Origin of the sequence: Lysobacter soyae, assembly GCF_019551435.1 — a bacterium.
Taxonomy (GTDB): domain Bacteria; phylum Pseudomonadota; class Gammaproteobacteria; order Xanthomonadales; family Xanthomonadaceae; genus Solilutibacter; species Solilutibacter soyae.
This window is the reverse complement of sequence record NZ_CP080544.1, coordinates 1,199,742-1,219,779: the sequence shown is the minus strand read 5'-3', so window position 1 is coordinate 1,219,779 and position 20,038 is coordinate 1,199,742. Positions and strand designations below refer to the sequence as shown.

18 protein-coding genes are annotated in these 20,038 nt (G+C 57.8%); 7 read left to right on the top strand and 11 right to left on the bottom strand.

What is annotated here, in order from left to right:
- Positions 1-53: 53 nt before the first annotated feature.
- The 6 genes from infA to trxB all read right to left on the bottom strand — a co-directional run bounded on the left by infA (position 54) and on the right by trxB (position 5,230).
- Positions 54-272, bottom strand: a complete 219-nt coding sequence (gene infA / locus H8L67_RS05865; protein ID WP_166296743.1) for a translation initiation factor IF-1 — start codon at positions 270-272, stop codon at positions 54-56.
- Positions 273-333: 61 nt separating this feature from the next.
- Positions 334-1,071 (bottom strand): leucyl/phenylalanyl-tRNA--protein transferase, encoded by a 738-nt coding sequence (gene aat / locus H8L67_RS05860; protein WP_220378934.1) that lies wholly within the window; start codon positions 1,069-1,071, stop codon positions 334-336.
- Between the two features lie 37 nt (positions 1,072-1,108).
- Complete coding sequence (locus tag H8L67_RS05855) at positions 1,109-2,245, bottom strand: GNAT family N-acetyltransferase (protein WP_220380757.1); 1,137 nt, start codon at positions 2,243-2,245, stop codon at positions 1,109-1,111.
- Between the two features lie 7 nt (positions 2,246-2,252).
- Complete coding sequence (locus tag H8L67_RS05850) at positions 2,253-2,918, bottom strand: glutathione S-transferase family protein (RefSeq protein WP_220378933.1); 666 nt, start codon at positions 2,916-2,918, stop codon at positions 2,253-2,255.
- A gap of 9 nt (positions 2,919-2,927) precedes the next feature.
- The gene (locus tag H8L67_RS05845; RefSeq protein ID WP_220378932.1) at positions 2,928-4,223 is read right to left on the bottom strand and encodes a DUF445 domain-containing protein; all 1,296 of its coding nucleotides are present in this window, start codon (positions 4,221-4,223) and stop codon (positions 2,928-2,930) included.
- Positions 4,224-4,276: 53 nt separating this feature from the next.
- The gene (gene trxB, locus H8L67_RS05840; protein ID WP_220378931.1) at positions 4,277-5,230 is read right to left on the bottom strand and encodes a thioredoxin-disulfide reductase; all 954 of its coding nucleotides are present in this window, start codon (positions 5,228-5,230) and stop codon (positions 4,277-4,279) included.
- A 130-nt stretch (positions 5,231-5,360) separates the two neighbouring features.
- On the opposite strand from trxB, the gene ald reads away from it, so the two are divergent.
- From ald to cysC, 7 genes are all read left to right on the top strand, one after another.
- Complete coding sequence (gene ald, locus H8L67_RS05835; RefSeq protein WP_220378930.1) at positions 5,361-6,428, top strand: alanine dehydrogenase; 1,068 nt, start codon at positions 5,361-5,363, stop codon at positions 6,426-6,428.
- 45 nt (positions 6,429-6,473) lie between these two features.
- The gene (locus H8L67_RS05830) at positions 6,474-8,837 is read left to right on the top strand and encodes a DNA translocase FtsK (RefSeq protein WP_255555842.1); all 2,364 of its coding nucleotides are present in this window, start codon (positions 6,474-6,476) and stop codon (positions 8,835-8,837) included.
- Positions 8,838-8,937: 100 nt separating this feature from the next.
- On the top strand, positions 8,938-9,564 hold the full coding sequence (lolA, locus tag H8L67_RS05825) for an outer membrane lipoprotein periplasmic chaperone LolA (RefSeq protein WP_220378929.1): 627 nt from the start codon (positions 8,938-8,940) through the stop codon (positions 9,562-9,564).
- 30 nt (positions 9,565-9,594) lie between these two features.
- Positions 9,595-10,932, top strand: a complete 1,338-nt coding sequence (locus H8L67_RS05820) for a replication-associated recombination protein A (protein ID WP_220378928.1) — start codon at positions 9,595-9,597, stop codon at positions 10,930-10,932.
- A gap of 63 nt (positions 10,933-10,995) precedes the next feature.
- Positions 10,996-12,393, top strand: coding sequence for a mannose-1-phosphate guanylyltransferase/mannose-6-phosphate isomerase (locus H8L67_RS05815; RefSeq protein ID WP_220378927.1), 1,398 nt, complete (start codon positions 10,996-10,998; stop codon positions 12,391-12,393).
- Positions 12,371-13,306 (top strand): sulfate adenylyltransferase subunit CysD, encoded by a 936-nt coding sequence (cysD, locus tag H8L67_RS05810; RefSeq protein ID WP_220378926.1) that lies wholly within the window; start codon positions 12,371-12,373, stop codon positions 13,304-13,306. Before H8L67_RS05815 ends, cysD begins: the two co-directional genes overlap by 23 nt.
- Complete coding sequence (gene cysC, locus H8L67_RS05805; RefSeq protein ID WP_220378925.1) at positions 13,306-15,126, top strand: adenylyl-sulfate kinase; 1,821 nt, start codon at positions 13,306-13,308, stop codon at positions 15,124-15,126. The genes cysD and cysC overlap by 1 nt, the downstream gene beginning before the upstream one ends.
- A 43-nt stretch (positions 15,127-15,169) precedes the next feature.
- Here the strand turns inward: cysC and H8L67_RS05800 are convergent, their stop codons facing one another.
- The 5 genes from H8L67_RS05800 to H8L67_RS05780 all read right to left on the bottom strand — a co-directional run bounded on the left by H8L67_RS05800 (position 15,170) and on the right by H8L67_RS05780 (position 19,955).
- The gene (locus H8L67_RS05800; protein ID WP_220378924.1) at positions 15,170-16,009 is read right to left on the bottom strand and encodes an SDR family NAD(P)-dependent oxidoreductase; all 840 of its coding nucleotides are present in this window, start codon (positions 16,007-16,009) and stop codon (positions 15,170-15,172) included.
- Positions 16,010-16,014: 5 nt separating this feature from the next.
- Complete coding sequence (locus H8L67_RS05795) at positions 16,015-17,403, bottom strand: aldehyde dehydrogenase family protein (RefSeq protein ID WP_220378923.1); 1,389 nt, start codon at positions 17,401-17,403, stop codon at positions 16,015-16,017.
- 36 nt (positions 17,404-17,439) lie between these two features.
- Positions 17,440-18,165 carry a phosphatase PAP2 family protein gene (locus tag H8L67_RS05790; protein ID WP_220378922.1) on the bottom strand — a complete coding sequence of 242 codons (726 nt, stop codon included), beginning with the start codon at positions 18,163-18,165 and terminating at the stop codon, positions 17,440-17,442.
- 56 nt (positions 18,166-18,221) lie between these two features.
- Complete coding sequence (locus tag H8L67_RS05785) at positions 18,222-18,971, bottom strand: TerC family protein (protein WP_220378921.1); 750 nt, start codon at positions 18,969-18,971, stop codon at positions 18,222-18,224.
- Between the two features lie 87 nt (positions 18,972-19,058).
- Positions 19,059-19,955, bottom strand: a complete 897-nt coding sequence (locus H8L67_RS05780) for a cation diffusion facilitator family transporter (protein ID WP_220378920.1) — start codon at positions 19,953-19,955, stop codon at positions 19,059-19,061.
- Between the last annotated feature and the right edge of the window lie 83 nt (positions 19,956-20,038).

Sequence of the window (20,038 nt, the reverse complement as noted above, 5' to 3'; positions counted from 1 at the left end):
AAAAGGCGACCTCATGGGTCGCCTTTTCTCTATCAATCAACGCAGTAGCGTGATTATTTCATGCGATAGGTGATGCGACCTTTAGTCAGGTCGTAGGGGGTCATTTCGACCTTGACCTTGTCACCCGTCAGGATCCGGATGTAATTCTTGCGCATGCGCCCGGAAATGTGCGCAATGATTTCGTGTCCATTTTCGAGCTTCACGCGGAACATGGTGTTCGGGAGCGTTTCGGAAATGGTTCCGTCAAATTCGATGACGTCGTCTTTCGCCATAAAAACAATAACTCTTGCCCGAGGGCATTGGAAAGTGCGGAATTATCGCACGATTCCGGCTTCAAGGTATGTCGACCAACGAACTCGCCTGAATGGTAGGCATTTGGTTGGCCCAGCTTCCCAAAATGCCCGGACGGCGACACAACACCTCCAGATCGGCCACATAGTGCTCCCGGGACATGCGTTTCGCGCCCAAGCGAAGCAAGTGGGGATTCTCGACCTGACAATCGATCAAGGGCCAGCCGGCGCTGTTGAGCGCCGTGGCCAAGCCTGCCAATGCGACTTTAGAGCCGCCTTCGACGCGACTGAACATGCTCTCGCCGAAAAACATCTGGCCGATGGCAAGCCCGTACAAACCGCCGACGCGCTCCGTTCCGGAGAAAACTTCCACCGAGTGGGCAAATCCGAGGCGATGTAGCGAGGTATAGGCACGCACCATTTCGGGCACGATCCAAGTGCCGCGTTGTCCCGGGCGCGGAATCGTTGCACAGGTCTCGATGACGGCTTCGAAATCCTGATCGAACTTGACGATCCAGTCGGACTTGCGAAGCTTGCGCCGAAACTTTGTGGAAAGATGGACGCCGTCAGTGCGAAACACCGTCCTCGGGTCTGGCGACCACCAAAGAATGGGGTCGTCGTGTGAAAACCAAGGGAAGATGCCGCGTTTGTAGGCATCCAAAACGCGTGCCGGCGACAAGTCCCCGCCAACACAAAGCAGTCCGTCCGGGTCGCGCAGCGCGCGCGACACATCCGGGAAATCCGGCGAGTGTTTATCCAGGATCGGAAGCGTGTCAGACATACGATATTTTGGCCGGAAAAGCCGGAATCGTGGAAACTCAAGCCCTGAAAGGTGATCGCTGCATCAAAGAGGCCATATAGGCCGGCGTGCCGGCACGCTCTTGCGCACACCAGTCGCGAATCGCGGCGCGGAAGGCTTCATCCCTGATCCAATGATGGGACCGTGTCACTTCGGGCAGGAAGCCTCGCGAGATCTTGTGCACGCCGCCGGCACCCGGCTCGAATGTGTCGCGGCCGGTGCGCAGACAATGTTCGAGGCCTTGGTAGTAGCAGGTTTCGAAATGAAGTCCTGGCAGGTCCTGCGTGCTTCCCCAGTAGCGGCCGAACAGCGTGCTTGAAGATTCAAAATAAAACGCGCCCGCGATGACGTCGCGCCGCGTGTCCGATGCGAAGCAGAACGCCGTTTGCGTAGGAAGCGCCCGAACGATCTCGTGAAAGAATTCAAGCGTCAGGGCAGGGTGGTTGCCATACATGGCGAATGTGCCGAGGTAGAGATCAAACATGCAACGGCAGTCCACCTCAGTGGCATCGCCGCCTTGGATCCAACTAAATCGAATGCCCGCGTCGTGCAGTTTGCGTCGTTCCTGACGGATGTTTTTCCGATGCTTGCTGTCCATCGCGGCCAAGTAATCATCAAATGTTTGCCAGCCCGAGCGATTTCGCCAAATGTATTGCACATCCTCTCGTTGGAACCAATCCGCTCCAAATATCGGAGATTCTTCAGCCGAGTGAAAGTTGACATGCGCCGAAGACAGGTTCAGCCGCGCAGCCATCGACGACAAGGCCCTCGCCAATGCACCTTGATGCATTGGGGTTTTTGCCAGCAGGCGCGGCCCCGTCACCGGCGAGTAGGGCGAAGCGCACAAGAGCTTCGGGAAATAGTCGACGCCGTGTTGTGCATAGGCATGAGCCCACGCATGATCAAACACGAACTCGCCATGCGAATTGTGCTTCACGTAGCAGGGCGCCACACCGACGAGCACATCGTTCTCTTTCAACGCCAGGTGCGCCGGCTGCCAGCCGTAGTCTGCGCGGATGCAGCCGGTTCGTTCTAACGTCGAGAGAAAAGCGTAGCTGACAAACGGGTTGTCGTCCGGACACAGCGCGTCCCAAACCGCCGCATCGGTGAATGCCGCGCTTTCGTGTAAGGAAACAGATAGCGACCCGGACTCCATCGTTCGGTTACACCGCGCGCAAATCCTCGACGATGCGACCGTACTTCGCGAGATCGACTTCGTGACCGTCGTGGCGCCAGGTTTCAGCAAGGCCTGCCTCATACCACTCGCGCATTTCATGCAAGTGCAGCATGCGGTCGACGTAGGCACGTGTGCCGCGATTCACTTCCAGTCCGTACGTTTGGATTCGAAAGACCACCGGTGCAAAAAACGCGTCGACCGCGGTGAAATGCTCGCCCGCCAACCAAGGTCCGCCAAAGCGCGCTATACCGTCTGCCCAGAGCGACTCAATGCGATCGATGTCGGCACGAAGCGCGGGCGGGATTTCGTTCAGAGCCATGCGGACGCCGCAATTCATGCCGCAAATCTCGCGCAGATGGGCAAATCCAGAATGCATCTCCGCACAAGCGCTTCGTGCCCATGCCCGTGCGCCGCGATCCGCCGGCCAAACCTCGGCGTGATGTTCGGCGATGAATTCGACAATGGCCAACGAGTCCCACACAGTGATGCCGTCCTCCACCAAGCAGGGCACACGATGGGAGGGCGAGAATCCGTAATCCTTTCCGAACGGCACCAAACGCTCCTCGAACGGAATGCCCAACACCCGCAACAAAATCCATGGGCGTAGGGACCACGAGGAATAGTTCTTGTTGGCGATATACAAAGTGCGCATCTGAATGCCTCAGCGGAAAAGGGGAAGTTGAAACACGCCGTATAGCAGCAGGCCGACCAATCCACCGATCAGGGTGCCGTTGAAACGAATATATTGCAGATCAACGCCCACACTCTGTTCGATTTCATCCACCAAGAAACGCGTGTCCCAAGAGAGGACCGTTTGATGGATGTAACCAGGGGCGACATTCCGCAGCACGCCGGCAATGTGTTCGGCTGCAATCAACAATTGTGCATTGGCAAGGTTCTGCCAACGCGTATCCGTCTTGAGTTTTTCGCCGATTCGCGCGGCGTAATCACGGAAATGGCGCATTCCCACCGAGTGCTCTGAGGCCAAGTCCTGCTTCAACCAATCCCGCATCCGTTGCCAGAGGTGCCTGACGTAGGTGTTGACCGAATCACTATCCAGTAACTGTTGCTTGAAGGCTGCCACCTTGGCTTGCAGATCTGGGTCGGTCTCAAGCCCTTCCATCAACCGTGTCGCCTCGGCCGCGTAACGCGCGCGCAGTGGGTGGGTCGGCTCATTCAATACCGCTTGGAGTTCGTCGATGATTGCGTTTGCCAGTTTTTCGCTCAAAGCGTCGGCGATCTCATCGGTGGAATGGACTTTGTCTACCCACCAAGTCAATTTCGGGAATTCGCGGCGCGCCATGGCCGACAACTGCCGCCCGATGTATTGCCGCACCTCCGGTTGATCGATCCAACGCCCGACTTGCACCAGTCCCGCGTTCAACACCCGTTGGTGATGGTTGCCTTCGGTCAGGCTGCGCATCAAATGTGCCGCTGTCGTCGAAGCATCCCATTTCGACAACTGCTCGCGTGTGATCGCCAGCAGTTCTTGTTCGAGCGCCGGCGCATCCAACGCGCCCAGCGCGGCGTGCGCCCAAGACTGCAATTGTTTCGACAAGGCGTCTAATTGCCGGCGCTCGGACAAAAACTCGCCTAATTTGACAGCGGGATTCCAGGATTCGACTTTGGCGACGATTTGTTTCGGCGCGAGGAAATGATGACCGACAAAATCCGCCAAGGCGCTGGCGATGCGTGCCCGATTCGCCGGAATGATCGCCGTATGGGGAATCGGCAAGCCGAGCGGGTGCCGGAACAGCGCGACGACGGCAAACCAGTCGGCGAGCGCGCCGACCATCGAGGCCTCAGCGAACGCTCCGACCCAGCCCCAAATGCCTTGACGCCCCATGGCGTGGGAGAGCACAAGCAACGCCGCTGACAGCAGCAGCAACGCCAAAGCGATGGTTTTCATCCGGCGCAACGCGGTCGCGCGCGTTGCGCCTGCAGCGGGTGCGGTCATGCGCACATCGTCGCACGGAGATGATCAGGGCGGCGTGGTGCCGCCACTGGGTTTCAGCCTTCCGTTTCCAACCAGCGTTCCGCATCCAATGCGGCCATACAACCGGATCCCGCCGACGTGATGGCCTGACGGTAATGCTGATCAGCGACGTCACCAGCAGCGAAAACGCCCGGAATCGAGGTCATCGTAGCGTTGCCATTGATGCCGGAATTCACCACGATGTAGCCGTTGTTCATCGCCAACTGGCCGTCAAACAATTGGGTGTTCGGATGGTGACCGATCGCCACAAACATGCCATGGACGACAATGTCTTGCTTGGCGCCGTCTTGCACCGACGCCAGACGCAAACCGGTCACACCCATCTCATCACCCAGCACCTCGTCAACTGTGTGATGCCAGATCGGCACGATCTTGCCGGTCTCGATCTTGGCGAACAGCTTGTCTTGCATGATCTTTTCGGCGCGCAGGGTGTCGCGGCGGTGAACGAGGTAGACCTTGCTGGCAATGTTGGAGAGGTACAGCGCTTCTTCCACGGCGGTATTGCCGCCGCCGATGACGGCGACATCTTTGTCTTTGTAGAAGAATCCGTCGCAGGTGGCACAGGCAGAGACGCCGCGACCTTTGAAGAGATCCTCACTCGGAATGCCCAAGTATTTCGCCGTCGCACCAGTTGAGATGACCAGCGCATCCGCCGTGTATTCACCTGCACCGCCAATTAATCGGAACGGACGTTTGGACAGATCGGCTGTGTGGATCTCGTCAATCACCACTTCCGTGTCGAAGCGCTCGGCATGGGCCTGCAAGCGTTCCATCAACGCGGGACCCATCAAGCCGTGGGCATCGCCCGGCCAGTTGTCGACTTCCGTCGTCGTCATCAGTTGCCCACCCATCTGCATACCGGTCACAACCACCGGCTTCAGGTTGGCACGAGCGGCGTAGACAGCGGCGGTCCAACCCGCGGGGCCGGAGCCGAGAATCAACAAATGGCAGTGTTTCGGGGTGCTCATGGATATACTTTGTCTTATGAATGCATCAGCCCATAGTTTAGGGGATGCAGACGGCACCGGTTCCGGCAATCCATGCTCGGGCCATCAAACCTTTCAATGGAATCGATCAGATTCCTTAACGGAGTTCCTCATGCGCATTGGCGTCCCCAAAGAAACCAAGACCCTGGAAGGCCGCGTGGCCCTCGTACCTGCTGCAGCCGGCGATCTCGTCAAGCGCGGCCACGAGGTATGGGTGGAGAAAGATGCCGGGGTCAAATCGGGCTTCAAAGATGCCGACTACGAAAAGCTGGGCGTCAAGATCGCCGCCGACGCCGCTGACCTGTATGAAAAGGGCGAGATGATCGTCAAAGTTAAAGAGCCGATCGCAGGCGACTTGCAGCATTTGCGCAAAGACCACCTGCTGTTCTGCTACCTGCATTTGGCTGCCGAGCCGGCATTGACCCGTCAGCTGCTGGACATCGGTTTGACCGCCGTCGCTTTCGAGACCGTCGAACTCCCCAACGGTGACCTGCCGCTGCTGGCACCGATGTCCGTCATTGCCGGCAAGATCGGCGTGCAAGTGGGTACGCATTTGTTGCACCAGCCGATGGGCGGGAAGGGCAAATTGCTCGGCGGTATGGCGTCGACTGAGCGCGGCAACGTCGTCGTGTTCGGCGCTGGCAAGGCGGGCGGTGCAGCCGCCGCGCTGGCCGCTGCAGGCGGCGCGAATGTGACCGTCTTTGAAATGCGCACCGATCGCATGGAAGAAATGATGCGCCTCGGCAACAACGTGACCGCACTCTATCCGTATCACGACGTCGTGGCGCAAGCCGTCGCCAAGGCGGATCTGGTCATTGGCGCTGTCTTGGTGACCGGTGCGAAGGCACCGCACGTCATGACCCGCGAGATGTTGAAGGACATGGAAGACGGCAGCGTCGTCGTCGATATCGCTATCGACCAAGGCGGCTGTTTCGAAACCTCGCGTCCCACGACCTGGAAAGAGCCGACCTATGTGGAAGAGGGCGTGACCCATTTCTGCGTGACCAATATGCCGGGCGCAGTCCCGCAGACCAGCTCTCAAGCGATTTGCGCGGCCATCCTGCCGTGGGTCAACAAGCTTGCGGCCGGTAACTGGCGCGACAACGAGGCATTGGTCAAGGGAATCAACGTCGAAGGCGGCAAACTGGTGCATCCCGCCTTGCAAGATATGAAAGTTTGATTGAAACTCAATGACTTGCAGGACTGACTTGAGGTAATACAGGAAGTGGCAACGCGCAACCCGACGCGACGCAAGCGTCCTTCCCCCGCACCGGAACGCGTCGCCGCGCCGCCGAATCCCAAACGGCAGAAAATGATGCGCGATCTTTCGATGATCGCCATCGCCCCTGTCTTGCTGTATTTGTTCGCCAGCCTTTTCACCTATTCCTCAGCCGACCCGGGTTGGTCCACCGGCGGCAGCTTGGGGGTGACGGGCGAACTGCATAACGCAGGTGGGCGTGTCGGCGCCTACCTGTCCTCGATTCTCATTTTTCTCTTTGGCTACGTCGCCTGGCTGATACCGATCGTCTTGGGCGCGGTGTGCTGGCTGGTTCTGTTCAAGACCGACAGTGATGGCGACGGCGAACCGGACATCGGCGCCGCATTCCGCCTGATCGGCATTTTCGCGTTCATCATCGCGGCGGTCGGCATTCTGCATGTGCGTATCGGCAGCGTCGAAAATTTCTCCGCGCAAGCGGGTGGGATCTTGGGCGAGCTGGTCGGTCGGTCGCTCACCAAGGGGTTCGGCACCGTGGGCAGCATGCTGTTCCTGCTGACATTGCTGATGGTGTCCATGACCATGGCAACCGGGCTTTCCTGGTTCAAAGTCATGGATTGGATCGGCGGCTGGATCATGAAGATTCCCGGTGTGTTCCGCGAAAAGCAGAAGCAAGCGGTGCAATGGCAAGAAGCCCGCCAAATGCGTGAAGTCCGTGAAGAAGCGCGCAAGCAAGATACCGAGCTTCGCGCCAAGCGCGAAAAAGTGAAGATCGAGCCGCCGGCCGCACCCGTGGTGGAAAAGAGCGAGCGCGCCAAGCGCGATCAACAAATTCCATTGTTTACGGGAGGCGATCCCGGCGCAGTGCCGCCGTTGGCCTTGCTGGACGATCCGAAGCCGCAACCCAAAGGTTACGACGAGGACACGTTGGAGACGCTGTCGCGCCAGATCGAATACAAACTCAAAGACTTCCGGATCGACGCACAAGTGGTCGGCGCGTACCCGGGCCCGGTGATTACGCGCTTTGAAATCGAACCGGCGCCGGGCGTCAAGGTCAGTCAGATTTCATCCTTGGACAAAGACATCGCGCGCGGCCTGTCGGTCAAATCTGTGCGTGTGGTTGACGTCATTCCCGGCAAATCGGTCATTGGCTTGGAAATCCCGAATGTTCGCCGGGAGATGATCTACCTCAGCGAGCTGTTGCGCTCTAAGGAATACGACAAGTCGGCCAGCCCGCTGACATTGGCCTTGGGCAAAGACATCGCCGGTCATCCGACAGTTGCCGACTTGGCACGAATGCCGCACTTGTTGGTCGCCGGTACTACCGGCTCAGGTAAATCCGTCGCAGTCAATGCGATGGTCCTTTCGTTGTTGTTCAAAGCAAGTGCGAAAGACGTGCGCATGCTGATGATCGACCCGAAGATGTTGGAACTGTCTGTCTATCAAGGCATTCCGCATTTGTTGGCGCCGGTCGTGACCGACATGAAGGAAGCCGCCAACGGGCTGCGTTGGTGCGTCGGGGAAATGGAGCGTCGCTACAAGTTGATGAGCGCCGTAGGCGTGCGCAACTTGGCGGGGTTCAACAAGAAAGTGAAAGATGCGGCCGATGCCGGCCAGCCGATCATGGACCCCTTGTTCAAGCCCTCGGGGATGCCGGACGAAGTGCCGTCTGCTTTGGAACCGCTTCCGTACATCGTTGTTTTCATCGACGAATTCGCCGACATGATGATGATCGTCGGCAAAAAGGTCGAAGAGCTCATCGCGCGCCTTGCTCAAAAGGCGCGGGCAGCCGGCATCCATTTGATCCTGGCGACACAACGGCCCTCTGTGGACGTAATCACCGGTTTGATCAAGGCCAATATTCCGACGCGCATTGCATTCCAAGTGTCGAGCAAAATCGATTCGCGCACGATTCTCGATCAGTCCGGTGCAGAGACTTTGCTCGGCCATGGCGACATGTTGTACATGCCGCCGGGCACTTCCTTGCCTGAGCGCATCCACGGCGCATTCGTGAGCGATGAAGAAGTGCACCGGGTGGTCGAGCATTTGAAGGCGGGCGGTGGGCAGCCGGACTACATCGAAGGTGTGCTGGAAGAAGTCCAGACCATGTATGACGGCAGCAGCGTCGGCATGAGTGGATTGCCCGAGGCAGCGACGTCTGGCGGCGATGAAAGCGATCCTCTCTACGACGAAGCGGTTCGGATCGTCACCGAAACACGCCGCGCCTCGATTTCCGGCGTGCAGCGCCGCTTGAAAATCGGCTACAACCGCGCGGCCCGTTTGGTCGAAGCCATGGAAGCAGCCGGCGTCGTGACACCACCCGAGCACAATGGGGATCGCACTGTATTGGCGCCGCCGCCACCGCGGGATTGAGTCAGGCCTCAACAACCGCCGCTAAACCGCAAACGGGCATTTGAAACCGCATTCAGCTTGCATGGGCGAGACTCGAGGCATGACTCAACGGAGTACTGGAATGAAGATTTCCAAGACATTGCTCGCGGGCGCCCTGGGCCTGATGCTGACCCCGATGCTCGCCAATGCGAGCGGGCGTGACCAACTCAACAAATTCACGCAAGGATTGAAGTCCCTGCGGGGTGGTTTCGCGCAACAGGTCTACGACGCGAAAGGGCGTCTCAAAACCAGCAGTTCCGGACGCGTCTCCATGTCGAGGCCGAATCTGTTTCGCTGGGAATACGTCAAGCCGTACCAACAACTTATCGTCGCCGACGGCAAGACGGTTTGGATCCATGAGCCGGATCTCAAGCAAGTGACCAAACGTGAACAAGGCACCGAAGAACAAAACAGCCCGCTGACGGTGCTGACTGACCCGGCGAAACTTGACGCGTTGTTCATCGCCAGAGAAGGCGGCGTGACCAACGGTGTCGAGTGGTTGAATCTGACGCCGAAGAACAAGGCCGATGCCGGTGTCGAGAGTGCCCGTTTGGGCTTCAAAGACAACGCGCTGTATCAAATCGACCTCAAAGATTCCTTGGGACAGACCACCAAAATGGTTTTTGCCAAGTGGGAACGAAATGTCGGATTGCCGGCTGGCAACTTCAAGTTCGTGGTTCCCAAAGGCACCGACGTCGTCGGCAACTGATCGGCATCAGCACGCCGGTATAGTGAGTGCATGACGCAGCCCGATTCGCTTTTTCCTTCTCTCTTGGACGAGGCGCGTCCGCTCGCAGAACGCATGCGACCGCGCGCCTTGTCCGACATGGTCGGGCAACAACGCCTACTGGCCGAAGGCACCGCGCTCCGACGCGCTATCGAAGCCGGCCGGATTCACTCGATGGTGTTGTGGGGACCGCCGGGTTGCGGAAAAACCACCTTGGCATTGCTTCTCGCCCAATATGCGGACGCCGAATTCATTTCCATCTCCGCGGTCATGGCAGGATTGCCGGAAGTGCGCAAAGTCTTGCAGGAAGCGGAGGCGCGTTTCCAAGGCGGTCGTCGCACCGTGCTGTTCGTCGACGAAGTCCATCGATTTAACAAAATTCAACAAGATGCCTTCTTGCCGTTTATCGAGCGAGGCAGCATCACCTTCGTCGGGGCGACTACGGAGAACCCGTCGTTCGAATTGAACTCCGCACTCTTGTCCAGGTGCCGCGTCCATGTGATGGAAGCCTTGGCGGTCGACGATATTGTCAGCGCGCTGCGTCAGGCTTTGGATGACCAAGCAAACGGTTTGGGAAATGCGGGCATCGAGGTCGCGGACGAACGTTTGGCCGAGATCGCGTTGGCGGCGGATGGCGATGTCCGGCGAGCGCTCACGTTGCTGGAAATTGCGGCATCCATCGCTTCGGAAGATGCCAATCGAATTACCGAAGGCACACTACAACAAGTGCTGGCAGACCGGACGCGCCGGTTCGATAAACGCGGCGAGCAGTTCCACGATCAAATCTCCGCGCTGCACAAGAACGTCCGAAGTTCGAATCCGGATGGCGCCCTGTACTGGTTCGCGCGCATGTTGGATGGAGGCTGCGATCCGATTTATCTTGCGCGCAGGCTTACCCGCATGGCGGTGGAAGACATCGGACTCGCCGACCCGCGAGCCCTGCAAATGGCGACAGATGCATGGGACGCCTATGACCGGCTCGGCTCACCTGAGGGCGAGCTGGCTTTGGCGCAAGTTGTGATTTACCTTGCCAGCACCGCGAAGTCCAACGCCGCATATACGGCATACAAAGCTGCGGTGTCGGACGCGACGTCGTTCGGAACCATGGACGTTCCCATGCATTTGCGCAACGCACCGACGAAGCTGATGAAGTCGCTCGGCTATGCCAAGGGCTATCAATACGACCATGATGTGGACGGCGGCGTCGCCTTGTCGCAATCCGGATTTCCGGACGCCATGGGTGAACGTGTGTATTACAACCCTGTCGACAGGGGTTTAGAAATCAGGCTCAAGGAAAAGCTGGATGCGTTGCGCAACGCGCGCGCGAAAGCGTTGCACGACAAGGGATGAGTCGTCCGGCACCGCTTTGTACCGAGTTATACTGAGTCTAGGTACCTACTAGGAAATATCTCTATGATTCCCGTAATTCTTTCCGGTGGCTCCGGCACCCGCTTGTGGCCCCTGTCGCGGGAAGGGTTTCCGAAACAGTTCCTAAGCCTGATGGGCGGGGACACGATGTTGCAGGCTACTTGGAACCGAGTAAAGTCTGTGGCCAGTGCATCTCCAATCGTGGTTGCTGGAGAGGAGCACCGATTCATGGTGGCGGAGCAATTGCGTGAAGCAGGATGCCCGAACCCAGTGATCTTGTTGGAACCGGTAGGACGCAACACGGCACCCGCCATCGCCGTCGCGGCACTCGAGGCCATTTCCAACGGGGGTGACCCGCTCTTGCTGGTCTTGCCTTCTGATCACGTGATCGCTGATTTAGAGGCATTTCAAGCTGCATTGCTAGAGGCATGCACTGCGGCGGAAACAGGACAATTGGTAACTTTCGGCATTGTGCCGACTGCGCCCGAAACCGGCTACGGCTACATACAATCGGCGGACGGCGAGGGCGTCAAGCGCGTCGAGCGATTTGTTGAGAAACCCGACGCCGCAACTGCAGAAGCATACGTCGCTAGCGGTTGTTATTTCTGGAACAGCGGGATGTTCTTGTTCAAAGCGTCCGCGTATCTCGATGCATTGGCGACCCATCAACCCGCAATGCTCGACGCGAGTCGCGCAGCATTGGCGAAGGCGCGCCGGGAAACGGATTTTGTGCGTTTGGATCGCACCGCTTTTGAAGCTTCCCCTTCCGACTCTATCGACTACGCGGTTATGGAAAAAACAGACTCCGCGGCCGTGCTGCCTATCGACGTCGGCTGGAACGACGTCGGCAGTTGGTCGGCGCTTTGGGAAGTTGCAGAACAAGATAGCAACGGCAATGCGCACCATGGCGATGTGCTTGCCGAGCAATGTCGCAACACATTGGCCTGGAGTGATCAACGGTTGGTCGCGCTATTGGGACTTGAAGACGTGGTGGTGGTGGATACCGCCGACGCGGTTCTGGTAGCGCACAAGGACAAAGTCCAAGACATCAAAGGGATCGTCGGAAAGCTGAAGGCCGCAGGTCGCAGTGAGCCGAGTGCGCACCGCAAGGTTTATCGCCCTTGGGGAAATTACGATTCGATTGATGTCGGTGGCCGTTTCCAGGTCAAACGCATTACGGTAAAACCCGGAGCGCAACTCAGCCTGCAGATGCATCACCATAGAGCCGAACATTGGATCGTTGTCAGCGGCACGGGACGTGTGACGCGTGGCGAAGAAATCATCATGCTGTCGGAGAACCAAAGCACCTACATCCCCTTGGGTGTCAAACATCGACTGGAAAATCCGGGTGTCGTTCCCTTGGAATTGATCGAAGTGCAATCCGGCAGCTATCTTGGCGAGGACGATATCGTCCGCTTTGATGACGTTTACGGTCGCGGCTGAGGTCAAACAGAACGCGGTGACTGGTACGTTGGATCAACTGGAATCCGAGAGCATCCACATTCTTCGCGAGGTGGCGGCCTGCTTTCATCGACCGGTCATGCTGTATTCGATCGGCAAAGACAGCTCCGTGCTTCTGCACCTGTTGCAAAAGGCCTTCGCGCCGGCAATGTCACCGATTTCTCTCCTGCACGTGGATACAGGTTGGAAGTTTCGCGAAATGATTGCATTCCGCGATATGCGTGTGCGTGAGACGGGCATCCCCCTCCATGTGCATACCAATCCCGAGGGTGTAGCGGAGGGTGTCGGACCTTTTACCCACGGTGCTGCGAAACACACCCAAATCATGAAAACCGACGCGCTGAAACAGGCGTTGAATCTTTTCAAAGTGGACGCGGCAATCGGCGGCGCCCGGCGTGATGAAGAGAAATCACGGGCCAAAGAGCGCGTCTTCAGCTTCAGGAACACGCACCACCACTGGGATCCCAAACATCAACGTCCTGAACTGTGGTCCTTGTACAACACTCATCTAAATGAAGGCGAGTCCGTGCGGGTTTTCCCCTTGTCGAACTGGACCGAATTGGATGTGTGGGAATATATCCGACGCGAGCGGATTCCAGTTCCTTCGCTGTATTTCGCAAAGATGCGACCGGTGGTCAACCGCAATGGTGCCTGGATCATGGTGGACGACGACCGCATGCCGATCGGGCCTGACGAGAAAGTCGAAGAGCGTTGCGTTCGTTTCCGAACCCTCGGCTGCTATCCGCTGACGGGCGCAATCGAATCAACCGCCGAAACCCTTGATGACATCATTGCCGAGATGCGCGCGTCCCGGGATTCGGAACGTCAGGGTCGGGTGATTGATCACGACCCCGGCGCGTCCATGGAAAAGAAAAAGCGCGAGGGGTATTTCTGATGCGTGCTTCGCAGCACTCCCAGTTGCGCTTCATTACGTGCGGCAGCGTTGATGACGGCAAGAGCACACTGATCGGTCGTTTGTTGAATGATACCGGCGCAGTCTTTGACGACCAGTTGCGCGCGGCCACCGATACACAAGGTGCGGTCGACTTTGCAGCATTGCTCGACGGCTTGGATGCGGAGCGCGAGCAGGGCATCACCATTGATGTTGCCTATCGTTATTTCCACACGCCGGTACGTAGTTTCATCGTGGCGGATTGCCCCGGGCACGTGCAATATACGCGCAACATGGCGACTGGCGCCTCCAATGCGGAGGCAGCCATTGTCTTGGTAGATGCGCGCAAGGGGCTTTTGACACAAACCCGACGGCATACATGGATTTGCGGTTTGTTTGGTGTAAGAGACGTCATCTTGGCGGTCAACAAAATGGACTTGGTCGGTCATGACGAGGCCGTGTTTGATGCCATTCGTACTGAGTACGCCGAGATGGCACGCGCCGCCGGAATCACTTCTGTTCAAGCCATTCCGGTTTCCGCGTTGCTAGGCGAAAACCTCGTTGAGACTGCGACGAGCATGCCTTGGTATAGCGGTCCGACTTTGTTGACGGCGCTGGAATCGCTTGAACCTTCGCGCATCGACGGAATCGCTGACGCGTTCCATCTGCCGGTGCAATACGTCAATCGTTGGGGGCAGGACTTTCGTGGATACTGCGGCACCTTGGTCAGCGGCCGTGTTCGACCCGGCGACACGGTGACCATCCAGCCATCGAACTTGCGGGCGGCGATCACTGCCGTGTATTCGGGCGGAACGGCGATATCAGAAGGCACTCTCGGCCAAGCCTTGACGCTGACGCTGGACAAGGAAATTGACATCAGCCGTGGCGACGTTCTCAGTGCGGCTGCAAATCCCTTGGAAGTCTCGGATCAGTTCTCGACACATCTGCTTTGGATGTCCACCCAACCCATGCTGCCAGGCCGCAGCTATCGACTGCTCTGCGGCACACGTGAGGTCATGGCCACCGTGACCGACATCAAACACCTGATTGATGTCGACACGCAAGCGCAACTGGCGGCTAAGCAGCTCGAGATCAATCAGGTCGGTGCCTGCAACATCTCGCTGGCCTCGCCCATTCCGTTTGCGCCTTTCGACCAGTCGAAGGCGCTCGGCGGATTCATTTTGATCGACAGACAAACCAACGAAACCGTCGCGGCAGGACGCATCGAGTTCGCGTTGCGCCGTGCCACAAACGTGCACTGGCAAGCGATCGAGGTGGACAAAAGAGCACGCGCCATCAGCCTCGGCCAGACGCCCAAATGCGTTTGGTTTACAGGCCTGTCCGGCGCCGGCAAATCGACCATCGCCAACGCTGTAGAGAAGCAATTGCTAGCCCTCGGGAAGCATGCGTACATTCTCGACGGCGACAATGTCCGCCACGGTTTGAACAGGGATTTGGGCTTCACCGATGTGGATCGGGTTGAAAACATCCGACGGGTCGCGGAAGTGGCCAAACTGATGACGGATGCCGGACTGATTGTCCTTGTGAGCTTTATCTCACCGTTTCGCTCAGAGCGACAAATGGCGCGTGAGTTGTTCGCGCCAGGTGAATTCCTTGAGGTCTACGTCAGCACGCCCTTGGAAGTGGCGGAATCGCGCGACGTGAAGGGTCTGTACGCACGTGCGCGGGCAGGGGAGATCCCCAACTTCACCGGAATTGATTCGCCATATGAAGCGCCTGAATCACCCGAGCTCTGCGTCGATACCGTCGACACCGGCGTGGAGGATGTCGCAAGAAAGGTCGTTAGCGCGCTGCGTTTGTAATCGATTCTTAGGCCGCACGTACGCAAGCGCGTTGGACGATTAGTCAGTCCGGCGGATCGGCACGACCGGTGAAATGATCCATGGAGCGATAGACGCCGAAGACGCGACCCGCGACAAAATCCCAAGCGCGCACCGGCAGCAGTCCTTTGAGAACGGTGCCAAGCGTCGTGGTCCACGGCATGTACTTGATGGGCTTTCCGGCAATCATGGCACGCCACGCCGCATCGACGGCCGCCTCGGGCGTGATGATCGGCGTTAGCAAAGGCCCTCGGGCGCCCGCAAACATACCGGTCCCGACATAAGTGGGACAAAACGTTGTGACCTTGAGCAGCGAATCGCCCACTTGTTCCAATTCAAGGCGCAACGAATCGCTCCAACCCAACACCGCCCATTTCGAAGACGCATACACACTCATTCGCGGATTGGATACCGTCGCCGCCGCCGAAGCGATGTTCAGAATGCGGCGCGACTTGCCGTCTTGCGCCATCATCGCCCGAATGAACTGCCGGGTGATCACCATCGGGGCCACTGCATTGATATTCATGGTGAACTTGATGTCCGCGTCGACGTCATGCTCCCAAAACGGTTTACCGCGCACCACGCCGGCATTGTTGATCAAAAAATCCAACCCGCCACATTCGTCAAGCACGCTGCGTGCCGCGTTCGCGACAGCATCAGCATCCGAGACGTCCACTTGCATCGGTTTGGCGATGACGGCCAACGCACGGATTTCTTCGGCCACGATCGCAAGCTTCGCCGAATCGATGTCCCAAAGAATGACACTTCGCGCCCCTTCTTTTGCGGCGCGCAGGGCAAACAAACGACCCATCCCCATTGCCGCGCCCGTGACCAGCACGTCGCACCCACGCACGCTGAATCCCATTCCCTTCATTCCTTTGCGATCAGATATTTGATGACGCGTTCCACCGTTCGTCCATAGGGCGGCATGATGAGCTTCAGGGTGTCCGGCCAAAATGATTTGTCGACCACCGGGCGCAGATGACTGAATGTTTGGAACCCCGCCCAGCCATGACTGGCCCCCATGCCACTTTCGCCGACGCCGCCGAACGGCACTTCAGCTGCACCGAGATGACCGACCGCCATGTTGAATACCAATGCACCCGATGCTGTGCGTTCTGCCAAGGTTTTTCGCACGGTTGCGTCACGCGTAAATGCATACACAGCAAGCGGTTTGCCATATGCACGAATCGATGCGATGGCTGCGTCCAATCCCTTGACTTCTATCAAAGGCAAGATCGGGCCGAATATTTCCTCTTGCATCAGCGGGTGCGACTGCGCGATGCCTTCGACCAGCGTGGGCGCAATGTAACGCTGTTGGGCGTCGTGCTTGCCGCCCGAGATGATCGTGGCGTCTGACAACAATCCCACGAGTCGATCGAAGTGCTTTGCATTGATGATGCGACCATATGCCGCGCTGTCCGACGGTGCCTCGCCGAATTGCTCGCGAATGGCGGCGATCAACAGCGGCTTGAGTTTGTCCAATGTGCCGCGTGATGCCAGCACATGATCCGGTGCAACACAGGTTTGACCGGCATTCAAAAATTTTGCCCAGACCAAGCGCTGCGCCGTGACGGCAAGATCCGCACTTTCATCCACCCACGCCGGACATTTTCCGCCGAGTTCCAAGGTTACCGGCGTCAGATGCGCAGCGGCCGCTTGCAGAATGACGCGCGCCACCTGGCCGTTACCGGTATAAAAAATGTGATCGTAGGGCAGGGCGAGCAGGGCAGTGGTCTCGGCCACCCCGCCTTCCACCACCGCCACTTCGTCGGGCTTGAAATACTTCGGCACCAGTTCCGCAATCAGCGCGCTGCAATGCGTCGCGACTTCGCTCGGCTTCAAAATCGCGGTATTGCCGGCGGCGAGGGCGCTTGCCAACGGTGAAAATAACAACTGGATCGGATAGTTCCAAGGTGCGATGATCAGCACGACACCCAGAGGTTCCGCCTGCAAAATTCCGCTGGCAGGCTGCAACGAGAGCGGCATACCGAGACGGCGTGGACGCATCCAGCACTTCAAATGCCGAAGTGCATGGGCGATTTCAGAACGTAAGAATGCGGTTTCGGTGAGCTTTGCTTCCACCGCACATTTGCCGAGGTCGGATTTCAATGCGGCTTCTAGCGCTGCCGCGTTTTCCTGTAACAATCTATCCAATTGCTGCAGACGTCGTCGTCGCCATTCGATTGAACGCGTGACGCCGCTGTCGAAATTGTTGCGGAGCGTCTGAAGCGTTGTTTCAAACTGCGAATTGGGCATTTTCGTCTCCATGCCCTAGCGTACCGAATCTCTGGTTCAGCGCAATGGCGCCCTGCGTTTGATCATCAGCCCGATGCCGTTGATTGCCACAGCAATCAGCAAGCCTGCACATGCGGCCGCGGCGACGTCGGTTGGCCAATGCACGCCCAAGATCAATCGAGACAGCGCCACCAAGCAGACCCAAGCCGTTAACGAAAGGCTGGCGAGGGTCAGATGCCGCGGCGCCAAACGCGAAACCGCCAACCAGCACGCGGTCGCGACCGCAGCAACGCCCAACGTATGTCCGCTGGGAAAGCTGGAGCCCCAATAGGTCTCTGTCTCCCAAAGTTGGGGCCTGACGCGATTCACTGAAGTTTTAACGATATAGATGACCGCGCCTGCGACCGCCATCGCCAGGGCAATTTGTATGGCTTCAAATCTGTGGCGTCGAAGCCACAGCGCAACGGCGATAACCGCAACCAACGGGATCAGGAACTTCGACGACCCGGTGAGTGTCGCGGCATTGACGAGCGGCAACCAACTTGCCGGAATCCATTGATGCAGGAACAGCAGAATGCTGCGATCCACAGGGATGAGGTCGAACTCGAGAACTTCCTCTGTAATCTTCGCCAAGGTTCCGGCCACAGCGGCCCAAAAAAACCAACGGGCGTTGCGACGAAGGAATGCATTGGTGTTGGACAAGCGCAGACGGTTCGTCGGTTTTATCCCGGATTCCGGCGTTTTCATCGGCGCTGCCAAGTAGGGCTCGTTGTTGTCACTCATCTATAGTAGTTCGCATAATGCATATTATGTAAACGCCCACGCATGGCTGGGAGCGCTTACGCTTTATCCGCCGGTCCTGCGGTCTTACCCGCCAAACGCGCCTTACGCCGCAACCACAGATTGATCAGCTCAACGAAGACCGAAAACGCCATCGCCGAATACACGTAGCCCTTGGGAATGTGCATCCCGAAGCCGTCCGCGATCAGCACCAGACCGATCATCATCAGGAACGCCAATGCAAGAATCTTGACCGTCGGATGGCGCTCAACGAAATCGCTCAGCGGCTTGGCAAACGCCACCATGAAGGCGATCGAGATCAGAATTGCGGTCACCATGACCCAACGCTCATCGACCATGCCCACGGCGGTAATGATCGAATCGAGCGAGAAAACGATGTCCAGCACCATGATTTGGGCGATCACACCGGCGAATGTCGCCGAGGCCGAAAACGGTTCCAATGGTGCGCCAGCCTCTTCCACCTTGTTATGGATCTCGTGCGAGGCTTTTCCGATCAAGAACAGACCACCACCGATCAGGATGATGTCGCGCCAGGAAATCGGATGACCGGCGACGTTGAACAGCGGATCGGTCAAACCGATGATCCAACTGATGGCGAACAACAAGCCAATGCGCGTAATCGCAGCGAGTGCCAAGCCGACCTTGCGGGCGCGGTCGCGTTGTTCGACCGGCAGACGACCTGACAAAATTGAAATGAAAATGATGTTGTCTATGCCGAGCACGAGCTCCAAGGCCGTCAGGGTCAGGAGCGCGATCCAGATTTGCGGATCAGAGAGCATCTCGAGCATAAATTCACATCAATGGGGAGTCAGTGCCCATGATGCTGTAAAAACGACCTGGGGCGCGTTAGAAATCCGTTTGTCGGCGCATGCCAATCAGGCATGCAGGGCATGTCCGCCGCAATGCGCAGACTCGACCTGGATCGTGGCGTGCTCTACATCAAACCGATCATGCAAAAGTTCCGCAAGCTCTGATCGAATTCGGTCAGGTTCGGTAACGCCGGGTCCCACCACAACGTGAACGGTCAGCACCGCATCTTTGGACCCCAGCGCCCACGCATGTAAATCGTGCACTTCCGACACCGCCGGATGCTCGGCCAAACTCGCCCGCACCGCATCCAAATCCAATCCATCAGGCACGCCCTGCATCAAAATATGACTGGATTGCTTCAACAAAATCCATGTCCTTGGGAGCACCCACAGGCCGATCAACACGGCAATGATCGGATCCACCACGGTCCACCCCGTCATTCGGATTACCAGGGCACCGATAATCACCCCGACTGATCCGAGCATATCGCTCCAGACCTCCAGATAAGCCCCTTTCATATTGAGGTTCTCCCCCGCACCGGCCTTTAGCAATCGCATGGAAATCAGATTGATGACCAGGCCGATCGCAGCGACCAACAACATGGCGTTCGATGCCACAGGCGGCGGCGAGAGAAAGCGCCCGAGGGCTTCCCAAAGCACGAATCCGGCGACCGAAAACAACAAGCCACCGTTGATCAATGCACCAATGGCTTCCATACGCGCGTAACCGTAGGTTCGTTTGGCGTCAGCCGGACGTTTGCCCAAGCGCACCGCGAACAGGGAAATCGCCAAGGCAATGACATCGGTGCCCATATGCGCCGCATCCGAAAGCAAGGCGAGGCTGTTGGAAACAAATGCCCCCACCACTTCCACGATCAGAAAACACGAGGTCAGCGCCAGCGCGATCCAAAGGGGTTTTTCGAATTTGACGGCGCCACCGCCGTGATCATGTCCGGCACCCATCGACGCAGGCCTACCTTCATAGCATGGATTCAAGCGGCATCTTAGGCAGCGGATTAAGCGGACACAATCACATGATGTACTGA